The organism is Micromonospora sp. RP3T (assembly GCF_003027925.1).
Classification (GTDB): domain Bacteria; phylum Actinomycetota; class Actinomycetes; order Mycobacteriales; family Micromonosporaceae; genus Micromonospora.
Genome location: NZ_PYPS01000012.1, coordinates 15,919 through 33,122, shown reverse-complemented (window position 1 = coordinate 33,122; position 17,204 = coordinate 15,919). Strand labels below are relative to the sequence as shown.

General features: G+C 73.7%; 17 protein-coding genes. 4 read left to right on the top strand and 13 right to left on the bottom strand.

What is annotated here, in order from left to right; translation table 11 throughout:
* Nucleotide 1 precedes the first annotated feature (1 nt).
* From C8054_RS12030 to C8054_RS12010, 5 genes are all read right to left on the bottom strand, one after another.
* A complete protein-coding gene (locus tag C8054_RS12030; RefSeq protein ID WP_107156866.1) occupies nucleotides 2–562 on the bottom strand; it encodes a dihydrofolate reductase family protein in 561 nt (186 codons plus the stop codon).
* A gap of 156 nt (nucleotides 563–718) precedes the next feature.
* Nucleotides 719–2,914 carry a transglycosylase domain-containing protein gene (locus C8054_RS12025; RefSeq protein ID WP_233219601.1) on the bottom strand — a complete coding sequence of 732 codons (2,196 nt, stop codon included), beginning with the start codon at nucleotides 2,912–2,914 and terminating at the stop codon, nucleotides 719–721.
* A gap of 102 nt (nucleotides 2,915–3,016) precedes the next feature.
* Nucleotides 3,017–3,811 (bottom strand): hypothetical protein, encoded by a 795-nt coding sequence (locus C8054_RS12020; protein WP_107156864.1) that lies wholly within the window; start codon nucleotides 3,809–3,811, stop codon nucleotides 3,017–3,019.
* Between the two features lie 131 nt (nucleotides 3,812–3,942).
* Nucleotides 3,943–5,049 carry an SPFH domain-containing protein gene (locus tag C8054_RS12015; RefSeq protein ID WP_107156863.1) on the bottom strand — a complete coding sequence of 369 codons (1,107 nt, stop codon included), beginning with the start codon at nucleotides 5,047–5,049 and terminating at the stop codon, nucleotides 3,943–3,945.
* A 4-nt stretch (nucleotides 5,050–5,053) separates the two neighbouring features.
* Entirely contained in the window at nucleotides 5,054–5,527 is a 474-nt protein-coding gene (locus tag C8054_RS12010; protein WP_107156862.1) for an NfeD family protein, read from the bottom strand.
* An 88-nt stretch (nucleotides 5,528–5,615) separates the two neighbouring features.
* On the opposite strand from C8054_RS12010, the gene C8054_RS12005 reads away from it, so the two are divergent.
* Complete coding sequence (locus tag C8054_RS12005) at nucleotides 5,616–6,926, top strand: serine hydrolase (RefSeq protein ID WP_107156956.1); 1,311 nt, start codon at nucleotides 5,616–5,618, stop codon at nucleotides 6,924–6,926.
* A 213-nt stretch (nucleotides 6,927–7,139) separates the two neighbouring features.
* Here the strand turns inward: C8054_RS12005 and C8054_RS12000 are convergent, their stop codons facing one another.
* On the bottom strand, nucleotides 7,140–7,952 hold the full coding sequence (locus C8054_RS12000; protein WP_107156955.1) for a DUF3097 domain-containing protein: 813 nt from the start codon (nucleotides 7,950–7,952) through the stop codon (nucleotides 7,140–7,142).
* A 163-nt stretch (nucleotides 7,953–8,115) separates the two neighbouring features.
* On the opposite strand from C8054_RS12000, the gene C8054_RS11995 reads away from it, so the two are divergent.
* The gene (locus C8054_RS11995) at nucleotides 8,116–8,910 is read left to right on the top strand and encodes a hypothetical protein (RefSeq protein WP_107156861.1); all 795 of its coding nucleotides are present in this window, start codon (nucleotides 8,116–8,118) and stop codon (nucleotides 8,908–8,910) included.
* 10 nt (nucleotides 8,911–8,920) lie between these two features.
* On the opposite strand, the gene C8054_RS11990 is transcribed toward C8054_RS11995, so the two are convergent.
* The 7 genes from C8054_RS11990 to C8054_RS11960 form a co-directional block, all read right to left on the bottom strand.
* Complete coding sequence (locus C8054_RS11990) at nucleotides 8,921–9,790, bottom strand: HAD-IIA family hydrolase (RefSeq protein ID WP_199199719.1); 870 nt, start codon at nucleotides 9,788–9,790, stop codon at nucleotides 8,921–8,923.
* Complete coding sequence (locus tag C8054_RS11985; RefSeq protein WP_107156860.1) at nucleotides 9,739–10,770, bottom strand: ferrochelatase; 1,032 nt, start codon at nucleotides 10,768–10,770, stop codon at nucleotides 9,739–9,741. Before C8054_RS11985 ends, C8054_RS11990 begins: the two co-directional genes overlap by 52 nt.
* A gap of 122 nt (nucleotides 10,771–10,892) precedes the next feature.
* Nucleotides 10,893–11,660 carry an enoyl-ACP reductase FabI gene (gene fabI, locus C8054_RS11980; RefSeq protein ID WP_107156859.1) on the bottom strand — a complete coding sequence of 256 codons (768 nt, stop codon included), beginning with the start codon at nucleotides 11,658–11,660 and terminating at the stop codon, nucleotides 10,893–10,895.
* Nucleotides 11,661–11,686: 26 nt separating this feature from the next.
* On the bottom strand, nucleotides 11,687–12,391 hold the full coding sequence (gene fabG, locus C8054_RS11975; RefSeq protein WP_107156858.1) for a 3-oxoacyl-ACP reductase FabG: 705 nt from the start codon (nucleotides 12,389–12,391) through the stop codon (nucleotides 11,687–11,689).
* A gap of 557 nt (nucleotides 12,392–12,948) precedes the next feature.
* Entirely contained in the window at nucleotides 12,949–13,899 is a 951-nt protein-coding gene (locus C8054_RS11970) for a VWA domain-containing protein (RefSeq protein WP_107156857.1), read from the bottom strand.
* On the bottom strand, nucleotides 13,896–14,855 hold the full coding sequence (locus C8054_RS11965; protein ID WP_199199711.1) for a DUF58 domain-containing protein: 960 nt from the start codon (nucleotides 14,853–14,855) through the stop codon (nucleotides 13,896–13,898). Before C8054_RS11965 ends, C8054_RS11970 begins: the two co-directional genes overlap by 4 nt.
* On the bottom strand, nucleotides 14,834–15,940 hold the full coding sequence (locus C8054_RS11960; protein WP_107156856.1) for a MoxR family ATPase: 1,107 nt from the start codon (nucleotides 15,938–15,940) through the stop codon (nucleotides 14,834–14,836). Before C8054_RS11960 ends, C8054_RS11965 begins: the two co-directional genes overlap by 22 nt.
* Nucleotides 15,941–16,182: 242 nt before the next feature.
* Between C8054_RS11960 and C8054_RS11955 the strand changes: the two genes are divergently transcribed.
* Both C8054_RS11955 and C8054_RS11950 read left to right on the top strand, forming a co-directional pair.
* Entirely contained in the window at nucleotides 16,183–16,410 is a 228-nt protein-coding gene (locus tag C8054_RS11955; protein WP_107156855.1) for a hypothetical protein, read from the top strand.
* A 52-nt stretch (nucleotides 16,411–16,462) separates the two neighbouring features.
* Nucleotides 16,463–16,990 carry a PH domain-containing protein gene (locus C8054_RS11950; protein ID WP_107156854.1) on the top strand — a complete coding sequence of 176 codons (528 nt, stop codon included), beginning with the start codon at nucleotides 16,463–16,465 and terminating at the stop codon, nucleotides 16,988–16,990.
* The last annotated feature ends 214 nt before the right edge of the window (nucleotides 16,991–17,204 follow it).

Sequence of the window (17,204 nt, the reverse complement as noted above, 5' to 3'; positions counted from 1 at the left end):
GTCACGCCCGCTCGTAGCGCAGCAGCACCGCACGGCCGTCGAACGGGCGCGTCTCGACCAGCCGGAGTTCCTGGCGGGCGAGGTCGGGCAGCACCTGCTTCCCGCCGCCGAGCACCACCGGGTGCACGATCACCCGGTACTCGTCGACCAGCCCGAGCGCCGCCAGCGCCGTCGCCGCGCCGGTCCCGCCGGTGACCAGCAGGTCGCCGTCGAGCCCGGCCCGCACCTCGGCCAGCTCCGCCGCCAGGTCGCCGCCGCCGATCACCCGCGCGCCGTGGTCGGCAGCGACGAGCGTGCGGGAGACGACCACCTTCGGGGTACGCCGCCAGATCGGCGCGAACGCCAGGTCGTGCGGATGGTCGGAGATCGACTCCACCTGCGGCCAGTAGGACGACATCATCTCCCACACCCGCCGCCCGTAGACGAACGCGCCAGCCCGCTCGGACAACCCGATCGAGTACGCGGACAGCTCGTCCCCCATCGCCGGCCAGTCGAACTCACGTTTCGGCCCCTCGATGAAGCCGTCGACCGACTGGTGCACCCAGTAGATGACCTCGCCCATGGCACGCTCCTCCACTCACCGGTGCGCCCGGTCCCGGACGCGCTCACCGGTGGGTCGGAGCCGTCGGGGCGGATCCGACATCCACATCCCAGCTTCCCGGAGAGGTGTTAAAAGGGGGCCCCGCCTCTACCGAATGCGTTAAGCGGGGGCCCCTCCTTATCCCCGGCCCTGGAGCCAGCGGAGGACGTCGGAGGGGAGGTTGCGGTTGTCCTCACGGGGCTGGGGCTGGGGCTGCGGGCGGGGCTGGGGGCGCTGCGGGTCGCCGGCCAGCTCGCGGCTCGGCGCGGTGAAGTCCTTCACCGGCTTGCCGGCGACCGCCGCCTTGATGGTCCGGGCCACCGCGTCGATCACCTTCGCCTGCACCGCGGAGCCGACCAGGTCGGTCGCGTCGTCCGGGTTGGCCGCGATGCCGGCCACGGCCACCTGCGGGGTGAACCCGACGAACGTCTCGGTGGCGTTCCGCTCCGAGCTGCCCGTCTTGCCGGCCACCGGCCGGTCGACGATCCCGTCGACGCCGGTGGCGGTGCCGCCGTTGCACTGCCCGTACGCCGACTGCTGGCCCACCGGGCAGCGGGCCGCGTCGGTGGCCGCCCGCGCCACGTCCGGTTCCAGCACCTGCTTGCAGTTCGGCTGCCCCACGTCGACCGCGTCGCCGTCCGGCGCGGTGACCGAGACCACCGGCAGCGGCGTGCAGTACGTGCCCTCGGCGGCCACCGTCGCGTACGCGTTGGCCAGGTCGAGCGGGGTGGTGGCGGCCACGCCGAGCGTGAACGCGCCCCAGTTGGCGGCGTTGTTCCGGGCGAACGCGGCGTCGGAGTCGGCCCGGAACGTGATGCCCAGACGCTGCGCCATCTCCACCACCTTGTCCTCGCCGACCTGCTCGGCCAGCCAGACGAAGTACGTGTTGACGGAGCGGCCGAAGCCGTCCCACATCATCCGGTAGCCGTCCATCCACTCCGGGTTGGCGTTGCTCGGGCACCACCTGCCGTCGCAGTTGCCCTCGTCGTCGGAGGCGTACCGGGTGGGCAGCTTGGCCGGCGCGTCGAAGCCGGTGGCGAGCGGCTTGCCGGCCTCCAGCGCGGCCAGCATGGTGAACAGCTTGAACGTCGACCCGGCCTGGTAGCCGTCCACGCTCGCGCCACCGGAGATCAACGGGTTGACCGTGTTCGGGTGGTTGGCCTGCCCGCCCGGGTTGTCGGCGAGGCTGTAGTGCCGGTTGACCGCCATGGCGAGCACCCGACCGGTGCCGGGCTCGACCGCCGCGATCGGCAGCGCGCGCTTGTCGTCGTACCCGTAGACCTTGGTGGCCTGCGCCTGCGCGGTCTGCTGGATCTTCGCATCGAGCGTGGTGACCACCCGGTAGCCGCCGCGGCGCAGCGCCTGCTCGCGCTCGTCGGCGGTGTCGCCGAACGCCGGCTGGGTGAGCCACCACTGGCGCAGGTAGTCGCAGAAGAAGCCCCAGTCGTCGTGGCCCTGCGCGGTCGCGGTGCAGCCGTTGGGCTGGGCGGTCGGGCGCAGCCGCAGCGGCTCGGCCTTGGCCGCCGCCGCCTGCGCGGCGGTGACCGCGCCGGTCTCGGCCATCGAGTCGAGCACGTACGCCCGGCGGGCCAGCGCCGCGTCCTTGTCGCCGTCGATCGGGCTGTACGCGTCGGGCGACTGGACCAGGCCGGCGAGCAGCGCCGCCTCGCCGAGCGTCAGGTCCGCCGGCGCCGTGCCGAAGTAGCGCTGGCTCGCGGCGGCGACGCCGTACGCGCCGGAGCCGAAGTACGCGATGTTGAGGTAGCGGTTGAGGATCTCGTCCTTGGACAGCGACTGCTCCAGCGCGTTCGCGTACCGGATCTCCTGGAGCTTGCGCCCGACGGTCTGCTCGGTGGCGGCCTGCCGTTCCTCGGCGGTGCGGGTGGGGTCGGTCTTGAGCACGTTGCGGACGTACTGCATGGTCAGCGTGGAGCCGCCCTGCTCGGTGCCGCCGCCCTTCACGTTGGCCACCAGCGCGCGGGCGATGCCGCGCAGGTCGGCGCCGCCGTGTGAGTAGAACCGCCGGTCCTCGGCCGAGATGATCGCCTGGCGCATCACCGGCGCGATCTCGGCCAGCGGCACGTCGGTGCGGTTCACGTCGTAGAACGTGGTGATCAGCGTCTTGCCGTCGTTGGCGTAGAGGTAGGAGCGCTGCGGCTGCGCGGGGGTGCGCAGCGCGTCGGGCAGTTCCGCGTACGCGCCGAGGCTCGCCTTGGCGACGAACCCGCCGAGCAGGCCGGTCGGGAGCGCGGCGAGCGCCAGGACGAGCCCGGCGAGCAGGCCGGCGAGCAGCACGGTGAACAGCCGCGACAGCGGCGTCCGGGGAGACGGCATGGCACCAAGGATTGCCACGAAAGCCGCCTACCGGCCACTTCGCCAGGCAACTGTCAGTTACCTCACGGCGACTGTCCAGCCCCGCCGGCACCCACGAACCGGTCAACCGGCGGCAAGCGGGCCGTCCGGTGACGGGGGCGGGGCGGCGACGCTGGCCGTGGCGGCGTCGCGGGCGATGGTCTCCGGGACCAGCCGGCCGCTGCGGTAGCCGATGCCGATGCCGGCGACCAGCACGAAGATCGCGCCGAACGTCTGCAACGAGCCGATCAGCGCGCCGCCCAGGCCGAGCAGCGGCGCGGCGATCATCAGCATGATGCCGTCGCCGTAGGAGAACATCCCGGAGCGGGCCACCGACCAGCCGGTCATCAACCAGCCCACGCTGTAGCAGGTGGCCCCGAACAGCACGATGCCGCGCGCGGTCAGGCCGAACACCGGCGTCTGCTCGGCCAGCCCGGCGAACGGCAGCATCAGCACCATGCCGCCGATGCTGGCCAGCAGCCCGGCCAGCGCGACGCGGCGGCAGCGGGTGGCCGCGAGCAGGCCGGTGAGCGCGAGCAGGGCCAGCAGCCCCAGCCAGACCGACAGCACCCAGCCCACCAGGTAGAGCGGCTGGCCGTCGGCCGGGTAGGGGTCGTTGCCCACCCCGCCGTCGCTGGCCATCGCCACCACGCCGTAGAGGACCGCGTACGCCGGGAGCAGCCAGACCGCCGCGCGGGCGAACCGCCGGACGGACCAGGCCCAGCTCGCGTCCGTGGCCGGGGCCCCCGGCCCCGGTTCGGAGACGAACGGCAGGACCCGGAACCCCCCACCGGTACGCCGGGAGCCGAGCGGTCCGCCGGGGTCGTGCGCGCCGGGGACCGGGGTACGGGAGAAGAGCCGGTTCGCCGGTTCCGTCATGCGCCACCTCGCTCGCGCCACGGGTGGCCCGGTACGCGCAACGACGCCCCGGCCCTGGTCACCACCCGTCCCTGAGACCGATGGTGGCAGGCGCCGGGGCGCCGGATGAGCGATTCTCGGATTTGCCGGGATCAGCCCCGTTCGCGCTGGTCCGCCGGGTCGTTGAGCAGGGAGTTCGGGGCCACCGGCTCGGGGGCCGGCAGGCCCTTCGCCGTGTTGCCGCCGGTGGCCTGCGCCTCCGCCACGCGTACCTCGTCGTGGATCTCCTGGGCGGCGACGGCCGCGGCCTGGGCCGCCTCGGCGGCCTCGCGCTCGACCTCGCCGGCGGTCCGGGCGGCCTCCGGCGACGGCTCGTCGCCGACCATGTTCGCCAGCCCGCCCAACGCGCCGCCCATGCCCTCCAGGGCCCGGGTCAGCTCGGTCGGCACGATCCAGACCTTGTTGGCGGTGCCGTTGGCGATCTGCGGCAGCGCCTGAAGGTACTGGTAGGCCAGCACCTTCTGGCTCGGGTTGGCGGTGTGGATCGCGTCGAAGACGGTACGGATCGCCTTGGCCTGACCCTCCGCCTGGAGGATCCGGGCCTGCCGGTCACCGTCGGCGCGCAGCACCGCGGCCTGCTTCTCACCCTCGGCGGTGAGGATCTGGGACTGCTTGTGCCCCTCGGCGTTGAGGATGGCGGCGCGGCGGTCCCGCTCGGCGCGCATCTGCTTCTCCATCGAGTCGCGGATGCTCGGCGGCGGCTCGATCGCCTTGATCTCGACCCGGGTCACCTTGATGCCCCAGCGGCCGGTGGTCTCGTCCAGCACCCCGGACAGGTGCCTGTTGATCTCCTCGCGGCTGGTCAGCGCGCGCTCCAGGTCCAGCGAGCCGATCACGTTACGCAGCGTGGTGACGGTGAGCTGCTCGATCGCCTGGAGGAAGTTGGAGATCTCGTAGGTGGCCCGGACCGAGTCGACCACCTTGAAGTAGAGGACGGTGTCGATCGAGACGACCAGGTTGTCCGAGGTGATCACCGGCTGCGGCGGGAAGCTGACCACCTGCTCACGCATGTCGACCTTGGTGCGCACCGCGTCGACGAACGGCACCAGCAGGTTGAGGCCCGGGCTCAGGGTGCGCTTGTACCTGCCGAGCCGCTCCACCACGTCCTGGCGCTGCTGCGGCACGATCCGCACCGCCTTGGCCAGTGTGACCACCACGATCAGCGCCACGGCGATCAACAGGACCGCTGCAAACTCCATATCTTCACCCTCTCGCTTCGGGCAGCTCGCCCGGGGCGGAAATGTCGTCCTGCCAGACCAGGGCGGTCGCGCCCCGGACCTTTATCACCTGCACCCGCTGGCCGACGGCGTACGTCTGCGTCGCGTCGAACGAGCGGGCCGTCCACAGCTCACCATCGATCTTGACCATGCCGCGGTCGGCGTCCACCGGCTCCAGCACCACCGCACTGGACCCCTCGATGGCCTCGACGCCGAACGGCTGCTCGCCGGCCTCCAGCCCCGACCGGGCGTTGCGGCGGAGCGCCGGCCGGGCCAGCGCCAGGGACAGCGCCGACACCACCGCGAAGATCACCGCCTGGAGCGCCACCGGCGCGCCGAGCGCCGCGGCGCCGGCCGCGGCGAACGCCCCGACCCCGAACATGATCAGGAAGAGCGTCGTCGTGAAGATCTCGGCGACCGCCAATACCACACCCAGAACGATCCAGAACACGGCGTCCACGTGACCAATCGTGACACGTCAAGGCACGTGTCATCGAACTGTCATGATCGCTAGGCTGGCCGGGCCGGACGGCGACGAGGAGGACGAGATGACTCTGCTGCCCGAGACCGCACGCCAGGTGGACCTGCTGGTCGCCCACGCTCAGGCGGACGGACGCGGGCCGTCGGTCGCGCTCGGTGTGGTCCGCGACGGCGAGCTGGCACACGTCTCGGTCGCCGGCGAACAGCCCCGCCCCCACGTCGACACGCAGTACCGGATCGGCTCGATCACCAAGACCATGACCGCCGTGCTGGTGATGCAGCAGCGCGACGCCGGGCGGCTGACCCTCGACGACCCGCTCGACAAGCATCTGCCCGGCACCCCGGTCGGCGCGCTCACCGTCCGCCAGCTGCTCGGGCACGCCAGCGGGCTGCAACGCGAGCCGGACGGCGGATGGTGGGAGCGCGCCGACGGCACCGACCTGGACACGCTGCTCGCCGGGCTGACCCCGGGCAAGATCGCCTACCCGCCGCACCGGGTCTACCACTACTCCAACCTGGCGTACGGGCTGCTCGGCGGCGCGCTGGAGCGGATCACCGGCACCCCGTGGCGCACGTTGCTGACCGAGCGGCTGCTGACGCCGCTCGGCATGCGCCGCACCACCGTGCTGCCGACCGAGCCGTACGCCCGCGGCTTCGTCGTGCACCCGTGGCACCAGACGCTGCGGGAGGAGCCGCTGACCGACACCGGGGCGATGGCGCCGGCCGGGCAGCTCTGGTCGACGGTCGAGGACCTGGCCCGCTGGGCGGCGTTCCTCGCCGACCCGGACCCGGCGTTGCTCGACCCGGCCACGCTGACCGAGATGTGCGTCCCGGTGGCGATCAGCGACCTGGACTCGTGGACCGGCGGCCACGGCCTCGGTGTGGAGCTCTACCGGGTCGGCGACCGGGTGTACGTGGGCCACGGCGGGTCGATGCCCGGCTTCGTCGCCGGCCTGGTGGTGCACCGTCCCACCCGGACCGCGGTGGTGGACTTCGCCAACGCGTACGGGCTGCGCGGGCACCACGTCGTGGGGATGGCCCGCGACGTGCTCACCCGGGTGCTGGACGCCGAGCCACCCGCGCCCGCCCCGTGGCGCCCGGCCACTCCCCCCGCCGCCGCCGCGGCCGAGCTGACCGGCCGCTGGTGGTGGATGGGCATCGAGTACGAGTTCCGCGCCGACCCGGCCGGTGACCTGGTGGGTGGGCCGATGGGCGGCCCGCCGCTGCGCTTCACCCGGCAGGGGCCGGACCGCTGGCGGGGCCGGTCCGGCCCGCAGGACGGGGAGGTCCTCACCGTCGTCCGCGACTCCGCCGGCACGGCGGTCGCGCTGGACATCGCCACCTTCGTCCTCACCCGCTCCCCCGACCAGGCCCCCTGACCCCGGGCGCCTACCAACTTGAGTACGTGGACGGGTCACCCCCCGACCCGTCCACGCCCTCAAGTTCGTAGCGCCCCGCCAGACCCACCCACGACCGCGGAACCGAGCCGCGGACACGGCACCCGACCGGCCGGGGGCGACCGTGACCGGCGCAGGGATCAAGCCTGACCGCCCGGAGCCGGGCACGGTCGCCCCCGGCCCCGACCGCAACCACTACTCAGGCGAGGTGACGAAATCGATCAACCGCTCCATCGCGTTGATCAACGGTGTCTCCACGTCCGCGAAACTGTCCACCCGGGACAGGATGTGCCGCCACATGTCGGCCGGCTCGGCCACCCCGAGCGCGGCGCAGACGCCCTCCTTCCAGGGCTGCCCGGGCGGCACCACCGGCCACGCCGCGATGCCCAGCGCCGCCGGCCGCACCGCCTGCCACACGTCCACGTAGGGATGACCGGTGACCAGCACGTGGGGTGCGGTCACCCGGGCCACGATCCGGCTCTCCTTCGAACCGGGGACGAGGTGGTCGACAAGCACCCCGAGCCGGCGGCCCGGTCCGGGCGCGAACGCGCGCACCTCGTCGGCGAGCGCGTCGATGCCGTCGAGCGGCTCCACCACCACGCCCTCGATCCGCAGGTCGTCGCCCCAGATCCGCTCGACGAGCGCGGCGTCGTGCACACCCTCCACCCAGATCCGGCTGGCCTTGGCGACCTGCGCCCGGACGCCGTCCACCGCGACCGAGCCGGAGGCGGTCCGACGCCGGGCGGCCGGGACCGGGGCGCGGGCCGGGCGGCGCAGCGTGACCGGCCGGCCGTCGAGCAGGAACGCGGCGGGCAGCAGCGGGAAGTTGCGCCGCCGACCGTGCCGGTCCTCCAGCACCACGGCGCCCGAGTCGAAACCGACCACCGCGCCGCAGAACCCGGAGTCGGCGTCCTCGACCACCAGGTCGGGCTCGGCGTCGACCTCGGGGGTCACCTTCCGCCTCCGCCAGTCGCCCGCCAGCACGTCCCCGTCGTATCGCCCCGCCATGACGATCACGCTAGTCACCGGGCCGGCGGCTCGCCCGCCGACGCGCCGGTCCGAGCACCGCCCGAGGGCATACGAAACGGTGCGAACGGGGTAGTTGGGGGCAGGCCACGCCACCCGTGCGGCAGCCGAGACAGCGGCGGCGGCCACCACGTACCCTTTCCGCATGTCCTCCCCCGCAACGGGCGCGGCCACGCTGGCTGCGCGCCGGTCAAGCCGGTTCGTCGCCTGGGTACGCGCCTGGCGCGCCGGCCTGGTGCCGTTCGACGAGGTCGCCGACGCCATCGCCGGCGACGAGGAGCACCTCGTCGCGGACGCGCCCGGCACCTGGACCGACGTGTCGCTGCGGGAGGCGCTGCCCAGCCTGGCCAAGCACTCCCCGGACGAGATCCGCCTGGTCCTGCCCGCACCGGGCGACCCGCGCGGGCTGCCCGGGCCCGGCGCGTTCGCCGGGGCGGCGCTGCTGGCCGGCGAGGCGGTGGTGGCCAGCGGGCTCGGGCTGGTGCCCGAGGTCCGCACGCACACCTCCGGCTCCGGGATGACCTGGGAGACGGTGCTGTGGCGGGTCCACGCGCTGCCGCCGGACGCGCCGAAGGCGTCCCTGACCGCGCCGGGCGCGGCGGAGGCCGAAGCCGAGCTGGCCACCGCGCTGGCCGAGACGACCGCGGCACTGACCCGGCTCGACGTCGCCCAGTGGCGGCCCGAGCTGGCCGGCGCGCTCGCCGCACTGCGTCGCCCCGACGGCGCCACCGACCTGCCACCCGGGTTCGACCCCCGGTCCCGCCGGCTGTTCGCCCGCGCCGCCGTGCTGGACCGGGTGCTCGCGCTGGCCGGCGAGAGCGCCCCGGGCGGGGCGGTGAACACCCACGAGGCGCAGCAGCGGGACGCGGCGCTCCGACCGCTGACCACCGCCTGCCGGCAGGCGCTGGTGGCCGCCTGCAACGCCCCGCTGCGGCTCTAGGCCCGCCGGCTCAGAGCTCGTCGATCAGGTCGGCCACCGAGTCGACGATCCGGGACGGCCGGTACGGATAGCGTTCCGCCTCGGCCCGGGTGCTGATGCCGGTGAGCACCAGAATCGTCTCCAGCCCCGCCTCCAGCCCGCACAGGATGTCGGTGTCCATCCGGTCGCCGATCATCGCGGTGGACTCCGAGTGGGCGTCGATGGTGTTCAACGCGGAACGCATCATCATCGGGTTGGGCTTGCCGACGAAGTAGGGCTCCACGCCGGTCGCCTTGGAGATCATCGCGGCCACCGAGCCGGCCGCCGGCAGGGCCCCCTCGACCGACGGGCCGGTGGCGTCCGGGTTGGTGCAGATGAACCGCGCGCCGTCGTCGATCAGCCGGATCGCCTTGGTTATCGCCTCGAAGCTGTAGGTGCGGGTCTCCCCCAGCACCACGTAGTCCGGGGCGAAGTCGCTGAGCACGTACCCCACCGCGTGCAACGCCGTGGTCAGGCCGGCCTCACCGATCACGTACGCGGTCCCGCCCGGCCGCTGGTCGGCCAGGAACTGGGCGGTGGCCAGCGCGGACGACCAGATCGCCTCCTCCGGCACGTCCAGCCCCATCCGGGCCAGCCGGGCCTGGAGGTCGCGCGGGGTGTAGATGGAGTTGTTCGTCAGCACCAGGAACGGCTTGCCCGAGGCGCGCAGCTTCTTGACGAACTCCGGGGCGCCGGGCACCGGCTGCCCCTCGTGCACCAGCACGCCGTCCATGTCGGTGAGCCAGCTCTGCACCGGCCTGCGGTCATGCATCGTGTCGTCCCCAGGGATGTGTCGGTGGTCGGTCGGGCTCAGGGCCGGCGGGCCGCGGGCACGCAGCACAGCGCCGGGCAGGTGTCCCAGGCCGGCAACTCGCCGAGCCGGCGACGCAGCCGCTCCCCGTCCGGGGCGGTGCGCTCCAGGACCAGCTCCCGGACCATCGCCACGAAGCGCGGGTCGATGCCCGGTGTGCCGGCGCGGACGAAGTCCAGGCCGAGCTGCTTGGCCGTCTCCAGCGCCTCGGTGTCCAGGTCCCAGACCACCTCCAGGTGGTCGGAGACGAACCCGATCGGGCTCACCACCACACCGGTCACGCCCTGCTCGGCCAGGCTGGTCAGGTGGTCGTTGACGTCCGGCTCCAGCCACGGCACCTGCGGCGGGCCGGACCGGCTCTGCCAGACCAGGTCGTACGGCAGGTCCGGCGCGGCGGCGGCGTGCACCAGCCGGGCGGTCTCCGCCATCTGGGCGGTGTACCGGCCGCCGTGCGGGCCGGCGGTGGCGGCCGCCGAGGCCGGGATCGAGTGCGCGGTGAACACCAGCCGGGTGCTGTCCCGCCGGGCCGGGTCGAGCTGGGCCAGCGCGGCACGGACCGCGTCGACGTGCGGCTCGACGAAGCCCGGATGGTCCCAGAACTGGCGCAGCTTCTCGATCAGCGGCGCGTCCGAGCCGACCGCGGCGCGCGCCGACGCGATGTCCTCCTGGTACTGCCGGCAGGAGGAGTAGCCGCCGTACGCGCTGGTGACGAACGCCAGCGCCCGGGTGACCCCGTCGTCGCGCATCCGCGCCACCGTGTCGGCGAGCATCGGGTCCCAGTTGCGGTTGCCCCAGTAGACCGGCAGGTCGACGCCGTTGGCGGCGAAGTCCGCCCGGATCGCCGCCAGCAGGTCGCGGCACTGCTGGTTGATCGGGGACACGCCACCGAAGTGCAGGTAGTGCTCGGCGACCTCGGCCAGCCGCTCCGGCGGCACCCCCCGGCCGCGGGTCACGTTCTGGAGGAAGGGAAGCACGTCCTCGGGCCGCTCCGGGCCACCGAAGGAGACCAGCACCAACGCGTCGTACGCCATGGCCCCATTCTTCCCCGCCCGCCGTGACGCGCGTGCGACGCCCCCTGCTCAGCGCGGTTACGGATGTTAGGCGGGGGCCCTTCTTATGCAGAATGCGTTAAGAAGGGGCCCCGCCTTTCCGCTCAGGCGCCGAGGGCGTGGTAGCCGCCGTCGACGTGCACAATCTCGCCGGTGGTGGCCGGGAACCAGTCGGACAGCAGCGCCAGGCAGGCCCGGGCGGCCGGCTCGGAGTCGGACAGGTCCCAGCCCAGCGGCGCGCGCTCGGACCAGGCGTCCTCGAACTGGCTGAACCCGGGGATCGACTTGGCGGCCATGGTGCGCAGCGGGCCGGCCGCCACCAGGTTGCTGCGGATGCCCTGCTTGCCCAGGTGCAACGCCAGGTAGCGGGAGGCGGACTCCAGCCCGGCCTTGGCCACGCCCATCCAGTCGTAGACCGGCCAGGCCTTGGTGGCGTCGAAGGTGAGGCCGACCACGGCGCCACCGGCGGACATCAGCGGCAGCGCCGCCATGGCGAGGGACTTGTAGGAGAACGTGGAGACCTGCAGCGCGGTCGCCACGTCGGCCCACGGCGCGTCGAGGAACCCGCCGCCGAGGCAGCTCTGCGGCGCGAACCCGATCGAGTGCACCACCCCGTCCAGGCCGTCGACGTGCTCGCGCACCTTGTCGGCCAGCCCGGCCAGGTGCTCGTCGTTGCTGACGTCCAGCTCGATCACCGGCGCCGGCTCGGGCAGCCGCTTGGCGATCCGCTCCACCAGGGAGAGGCGGCCGAAGCCGGTGAGCACGACCTGGGCGCCGTTCTCCTGGGCGAGCTTCGCCACGGAGAACGCGATCGAGGCGTCGGTGATGACGCCGGTGACCAGCAGCCGCTTACCGGCCAGGAGTCCGGACATGCGTATTTCCTCCGTGCTCTCGTCAGTCAGTGACCCATGCCCAGGCCGCCGTCGACCGGGATGACGGCGCCGGAGATGTACCCGGCCGCGTCCGAGGCCAGCCAGGTGACCACGTCGGCCACCTCCGCCGGCTGGGCGAACCGGCCGGCCGGGATGGCCTTGCGGTATTCGGTGCGGCGCTCCTCGGGCAGCGCCGCGGTCATGTCGGTGTCGATGAAGCCGGGCGCCACCACGTTCGCGGTGATGTTGCGCCCGCCCAGCTCACGGGTGATCGAGCGGGCCACCCCGACCAGGCCGGCCTTGCTCGCGGCGTAGTTGACCTGGCCGGCGCCCCCGTAGAGGCCGACCACCGAGGAGATGAAGATCATCCGGCCCCACTTGGCCCGGAGCATCTTCGTCGAGGCCCGCTTGGCGACCCGGAAGGAGCCGGCCAGGTTGGTGTCGAGCACCCGGGTGAACTGCTCGTCGGACATCCGCATGATCAGCGTGTCGTCGGTGATGCCGGCGTTGGCGACGAGCACCTCCACCGGGCCCAACTCGGCCTCCACCGCGGCGAACGCGGCGTCCACCGACTCGACGTCGGTCACGTCGCACCGCACCCCGAACAGCCCCTCCGGCGCGTCCCCGCTCCGGTGGGTCACCGCCACCCGGTCGCCCTGCTTGGCGAAGGCCTGCGCGATGGCCAGACCGATGCCGCGGTTTCCGCCGGTCACCAGCACGGTACGGGCCACGGGTCCCCCTGAAGCTCGGTCTGATCTCTCGGTCGGTGGCGAGCCTAGGGGTTACCGACAGGTAAGCGCTAACCCGCCCAGCTCAGCGGCCGGGCCGTGTCCTCCCGCCGGCCCGACGCGCGACACCGCCACCCCCGGTGTACGCTGATCACTGTCTGCGGGCCGGTCTGCGCCCGCGCTCCGGGCTCCGCCGACCGCAGGAGGTGATCGCTGTGCGAGATAGCGATCCTCCCAGTCGTGGCCGGGCCCACCGTCAGCCCCGCTGAGCCACGGCTCGGTCGACGCGGCTGACCCGCTTCCCGCCCTCCGCACCGCACCCGCTCCCCGGCGTCCACCGCCGGGGGTGGCCCTGCCGCGCGGCGGAGCACCCGGTCACGACTTCGTGTGTGTCCCTCCCGGTCCCCCGCACGGCCCGCCTCACCGGGCCGAAGTCGCCACGGAGCACAACCATGAGCCGTTACGCCGCACCGCTGGGTTTCACCCTCGCCGCCGTCTGGGTGGCCGTCCTGTTCGTACTGGCCGGCGGCGGTCACTGACCACCGCCGGCCCGCCCCGGCTCAGATCAGGCGGGACGTCCACAGCAGGCTCAGCGCGCCGGCGCAGAGCGCCAGCAGCAACGCGACCCCCGCGTACCACTGGGTGACCTCGCGCGGCTCGGTGCGGTAGCCGATCGAGCTGCCCATGTCCTGGTAGACCTGCTTCAGCTCGCTCACCGAGGCGGCCTCGTAGAAGAAGCCCTGGGTGGTCTCCGCGAGCTGGGACAACGCGCTGCGGTCCACCGGCACCCGCTGGAGCTGACCGCCGATGTCCACCTGGCCGGAGTCGGTGCCGAACGCGATGGTGGAGACCGGCACGTTGGCCGCCTGCGCCGCCGCGGCCGCCTCCTCCACCGAGCGGCCCGACGTGCGGTAGCCGTCGGAGAGCAGCACGATCCGGGCCGGCGGGATGCCGGCGGCGCCGTCGGCCGGCACCGACCGGATCGCCTCCAGGCAGGTGAACACCGCCTCCCCGGTGGCGGTCGCCTCGGCCAGCACCAGCCCGTCGATGGCGGTGGTCACCGCGCCCCGGTCCTTGGTGGGCGGCACCAGCACGTTCGCCGACTTGGCGAACGACACCAGCCCCAGGTTGTAGCTCTCCGGCAGCTCGCCGACGAACTGCTTGGCCGCCTCCTGCGCGGCCTCCAGCCGGTTCGGCGCCACGTCGTCGGCCTGCATGGACAGCGACACGTCGATGGCGAGCATCACGGTCGCCCGTTCCAGCGGCTCCCGGGTGTCGATCGCCGGCCGGGCCAGCCCGGTGGCCAGCACCAGCAGGCAGAGCAGGAACGCGGTCGCCGCCGCGTGCCGCCGCCAGCCGAGCCCCTTGGGCGCCACGGTACGCAGCAGGTCGACGGTGGTGAAGCGCAGCGCGTACTGCCGGCGGTGCAACTGCCGCCAGACGTACGCTGCGGCGAGCGCCAGCACCGGCAGCACGGCCAGCAGCCACCACGGTTGCAGAAAACGGATCATCGGGTCGTCCCTCGGGTACGGGCGTGCCGCTGCGCGGCGACGAAACGCACCATGTCCAGCAGCCAGTCTCGGTCGGTACGCAGGCGCAGGTGGGCCGCGCCGGCGGCGCGCATCTCGGCGGCGATCGCCCCGCGCTGGGCGGCCGCCGCCTCGGCGTACCGGCGGCGCAGTCCCGGATCGGCGGTCTGCACCTCGTGCAGCTCCCCGGTCTCCGGATCGACCACCGGCAGCACCCCCACGTCGGGCAGTTCGAGTTCCCGCGGGTCCACCACCTCGACGGCCAGCACGTCGTGGCGGACCCGCAGCTTACGCAGCGGCCGGCCCCACTGCGCCGGCGGCGACAGGAAGTCGGAGATGACCACCGCCACGCCGCGCCGCCGGGGCGGCCGGTTGAGCGCGTCCACAAGCGCGCCGAGGTCGCTGCGCCCGGGCCGGATCTCGGTGCCGGCGACGGCGCGCAGCAGCCCTTGCGCCTCCTTGCGTCCGCCCCGGGCGGGCAGCCGCAGCAGCGTGCCCGGCGCACCGGTGGTCGCGCCGGTGCCGACCACCGCGCCGATCCGGTTGCCGCCGCGCACGGTGAGGTGGGCCAGCGCGGCCACCGCGGCGACCGCCACGTCCCGCTTGAGCCACCGCCCGGTGCCGAAGTCGAGGCTGGCGGAGAGGTCGACCGCCAGCCACGTCTCCAGCTCGCGGTCGGCCACCGTACGCCGCACGTGCGGCATGGTGGTGCGGGCGGTCACCGGCCAGTCCATCCGGCGCACGTCGTCGCCGGGCCGGTACTCCCGGGACTCCCCCGCCTCGCTGCCCGGGCCGGGCAGCAGGCCGGCGTAGTCGCCCTGGAGCAGCCCGTCCAGCTTGCGGGTGACCATGAGCTGGAGCCGGGCCAGCACGGCGCCGGAGCGCTCGCCGGTGGCCGGCAGCCGGGTGGGCGGCGTCACGGGCGCTGCCCGGGCCACCCGTTGTGCGGCACGGCCGGTGGCGGTGGTGTGGCCTGCTGACGGGGCGCCACCGCGGGCAGCGGGATGGTCGACATCACCCGGTGCACGATGTGGTCGGCCGGCACGTCGTCGGCGAGCGCGTCGTAGCTGAGCACCAGCCGGTGGCGCAGGATGTCCGGCGCGATGTCCTGCACGTCCTGCGGCAGCGCGTAGTCCCGGCCACGCAGCAGCGCCAGCGCGCGGGTGGCCCGGACCAGGCCGAGCGAGGCGCGCGGGCTGGCGCCGTACTGGATGAGCTGGGCCACGTCGGGCATCCCGTGCTCGGCCGGAGCGCGGGTGGCGAGCACCAGCCGGACCGCGTAGTCGACGAGCGCGTTGTGCACGAAGACCTGGTCGGCCTTGCGCTGGAGCGCGATCAGGTCGGGGGTGTCGAACACCCGGGCCGGCTCGGGCGGGGCCACGCCCATCCGGTAGACGATCTCCCGCTCCTCGGCGTCGGTCGGGTAGCCCACCACGATCTTCATCAGGAACCGGTCCCGCTGCGCCTCCGGCAGCGGGTAGACGCCCTCCTGCTCGATCGGGTTCTGGGTGGCCATCACCAGGAACGGGTCGGGCACCCGGTGCGACTCGCCGCCGATGGAGACCTGCCGCTCGCTCATCACCTCGAGCAGCGCCGACTGCACCTTCGCCGGCGCCCGGTTGATCTCGTCGGCGAGCAGGAAGTTGACGAACACCGGGCCCAGCTCGACGTCGAACTTCTCGCTGGACTGCCGGTAGATCCGGGTGCCCATGATGTCGGCGGGCACCAGGTCGGGGGTGAACTGGACCCGGGCGAAGGACCCGCCGACGACCCGGGCGAGCGTCTCCACGGCGAGCGTCTTGGCCACCCCGGGCACCCCCTCCAGCAGGCAGTGCCCCCGGGCCAGCAGCGCGACGAACATCCGCTCGACCATCCGGTCCTGCCCGACGATCACCCGTTTGATCTCGAACAGCGCGCGTTCCAGCAGCGTGGCGTCCTGCGCCGGGGTGGTGACGGCCGGGGGCGGTGGGTCCGGCGTCGCCTCGGTCGGGTTCGGCACGTCGGGCGTGGTCGGCTGGGCCACCGGTCCTCCACAGCTGGGTAGTCGTCGCGGCGTGGTGCGTGTCAAGACTGTCATGCCTTGCTGAGAGCCGAGGGCGGGAGAGGCACGATTTTCGCCACGCCGTCGGAGTCCGGTGGAAAACGCTGAACACGGGTGGACAACAAGGGGTCCGGCGCGTGTACGATTCACCCCGTCGCCGGGCGGCTCCCCCCGTGGCCGCCCGGCGCTAAAACTCCCCGGCGTGCGGCCCTAGACTCGCCCCGGTGACCACTCCCCGCCCTGATGACGCGCCGATCTGCTCGGCGCGGGGGTGTCGCGCCCCCGCGGTGTTCCAGTTGCGCTGGCGTAACCCCCGCCTGCACGCGCCCGACCGGCGCAAGACCTGGCTGGCCTGCCCGGCGCACCGCGCCTCGCTGGGTGACTTCCTCGACGCGCGCGGCTTCCTGCGCGAGGTGGTGCCGCTGCCCGGATCGCCTACGCTCGAAGCGTGAGCGCGCAGACGATCGGATTCCGCGACGCCGGCGGACGCGGCGGTTCCCCCCGGTGAGCGCCGACGGCCCCGCCGGCCGGCCGGCGTCCCCGCCCGGCCCGCTGGAGCCCTGGCCGGACACGGTCCGCTGGCAGCCGATCTCCCGCGACCTGATCTGGGTGGAGCTGATCCGGCTCGGCATCGGTCTCGCCGTGGCGCTCGTGGTGCTCGGCACGGCCTGGGCGCTCTCCGGGCACTGGCTGCTGGGTGCCGCCGTCGCGGTGGCGCTGCTGCTGTCCGCGTGGCGGGTGGCCACCATCGTGCGCGCGGTGCGGGCCTGGGGGTACGCCGAGCGTGCCGACGACCTGCTGGTGCGCCACGGCCTGCTGGTACGGCGGCTCTCCATCGTCCCGTATTCGCGGATGCAGTTCGTCGACGTGAGCGCCGGCCCGCTCGAGCGCGCCTTCGACCTGGCCACCGTGCAGCTGCACACCGCCGCGGCGGCCAGCGACGCCCGGGTGCCCGGCCTGCGGCCGGCCGAGGCGTCGCGGCTGCGCGACCGGCTCACCGCGCTGGGCGAGGACCGGGCGGAGGGCCTGTGAGCGCGAGGAGCGAGCCGGTCCTGCGAGCCCCGCAGCCGCGAACGAAGGACGGCACCGCGAGCGCGAGGAGCGAGCCGGTCCTGCGAGCCCCGCAGCCGCGAACGAAGGACGGCACCGCGAGCGCGAGGAGCGAGCCGTGACGGAGGGGCAGCAGTGGCCGCCACCGCCGGTCCACGGCCCGCCGCCCGACCATGCCCCACCGCCCGGCCCGGGT

Coding starts and splice junctions, on each gene's coding strand:
- C8054_RS12015 (WP_107156863.1), bottom strand. CDS start 5,049: ATGGAGTTTGCAGCGGTCCTGTTGATCGCCGTGGCGCTGATCGTGGTG.
- C8054_RS11995 (WP_107156861.1), top strand. CDS start 8,116: ATGTCCTCCCCCGCAACGGGCGCGGCCACGCTGGCTGCGCGCCGGTCA.
- C8054_RS12000 (WP_107156955.1), bottom strand. CDS start 7,952: ATGGCGGGGCGATACGACGGGGACGTGCTGGCGGGCGACTGGCGGAGG.
- C8054_RS12020 (WP_107156864.1), bottom strand. CDS start 3,811: ATGACGGAACCGGCGAACCGGCTCTTCTCCCGTACCCCGGTCCCCGGC.
- C8054_RS11985 (WP_107156860.1), bottom strand. CDS start 10,770: ATGGCGTACGACGCGTTGGTGCTGGTCTCCTTCGGTGGCCCGGAGCGG.
- C8054_RS12025 (WP_233219601.1), bottom strand. CDS start 2,914: ATGCCGTCTCCCCGGACGCCGCTGTCGCGGCTGTTCACCGTGCTGCTC.
- C8054_RS12005 (WP_107156956.1), top strand. CDS start 5,616: ATGACTCTGCTGCCCGAGACCGCACGCCAGGTGGACCTGCTGGTCGCC.
- fabI (WP_107156859.1), bottom strand. CDS start 11,660: ATGTCCGGACTCCTGGCCGGTAAGCGGCTGCTGGTCACCGGCGTCATC.
- C8054_RS12030 (WP_107156866.1), bottom strand. CDS start 562: ATGGGCGAGGTCATCTACTGGGTGCACCAGTCGGTCGACGGCTTCATC.
- C8054_RS11970 (WP_107156857.1), bottom strand. CDS start 13,899: ATGATCCGTTTTCTGCAACCGTGGTGGCTGCTGGCCGTGCTGCCGGTG.